We start from the raw sequence: 1,190 nt of genomic DNA on the forward strand, positions 1-1,190 counted from the left end.
TATGAATTAGTCGAAGATCTTAGCAACAACACCAGCACCTACTGTACGGCCACCTTCACGGATCGCGAAACGTAGACCTTCGTCCATTGCGATTGGTGCGATTAGCTCTACAGTCATCTGTACGTTGTCGCCTGGCATTACCATTTCTACGCCGTCTGGTAGCTGGATGTCACCAGTTACGTCAGTTGTACGGAAGTAGAATTGTGGACGGTAGCCTTTGAAGAATGGAGTGTGACGACCACCTTCATCTTTAGACAGTACGTATACTTCTGATTCGAACTTAGTGTGTGGAGTGATTGAACCAGGCTTAGCTAGTACTTGACCACGTTCAACTTCGTCACGCTTAGTACCACGTAGAAGTGCACCAACGTTCTCACCTGCACGGCCTTCGTCTAGAAGCTTACGGAACATCTCAACACCAGTACATGTAGTTGTAGTAGTGTCTTTGATACCTACGATAGCAACTTCGTCACCTACAGTTAGGATACCACGCTCGATACGGCCAGTTACTACTGTACCACGACCTTGGATTGAGAATACGTCTTCGATAGGCATTAGGAATGGCTGATCTACCGCACGCTCTGGCTCAGGGATGTAAGTATCTAGAGCTTCTGCTAGTTCAACGATTTTCGCTTCCCACTGCTCTTCGCCGTTTAGTGCGCCTAGTGCAGAACCTTGGATAACTGGTAGGTCATCACCTGGGAAATCGTATTCAGATAGAAGTTCACGAACTTCCATTTCTACTAGTTCTAGTAGCTCTTCATCGTCAACCATGTCACATTTGTTCATGAATACGATGATGTATGGGATACCAACCTGACGGCCTAGTAGGATGTGCTCACGAGTTTGTGGCATTGGGCCATCTGTCGCAGCAACAACTAGGATACCACCGTCCATCTGTGCAGCACCAGTGATCATGTTTTTAACATAGTCAGCGTGTCCTGGACAGTCAACGTGTGCGTAGTGGCGTGATGGAGTGTCGTACTCAACGTGAGAAGTTGCGATTGTGATACCGCGCTCACGCTCTTCTGGAGCGTTATCGATAGATGCGAAGTCTTTAGCTACACCGCCGTAAACTTTAGCAAGAGTAGTACAGATAGCTGCAGTTAGAGTTGTTTTACCGTGGTCAACGTGGCCGATAGTACCAACGTTAACGTGCGGTTTCGTACGTTCAAATTTTTCTTTAGACA

Annotated in this window: 1 protein-coding gene; it reads right to left on the reverse strand. The window is 47.2% G+C overall.

The window, feature by feature from the left end:
- Positions 1-6: 6 nt before the first annotated feature.
- Positions 7-1,190: elongation factor Tu (gene tuf, locus R7040_RS24565; protein WP_017822038.1), on the reverse strand; the 1,184-nt coding region annotated here is incomplete at its 5' end.

The sequence above is a fragment of the Vibrio sp. 1069 genome, assembly GCF_033340555.1.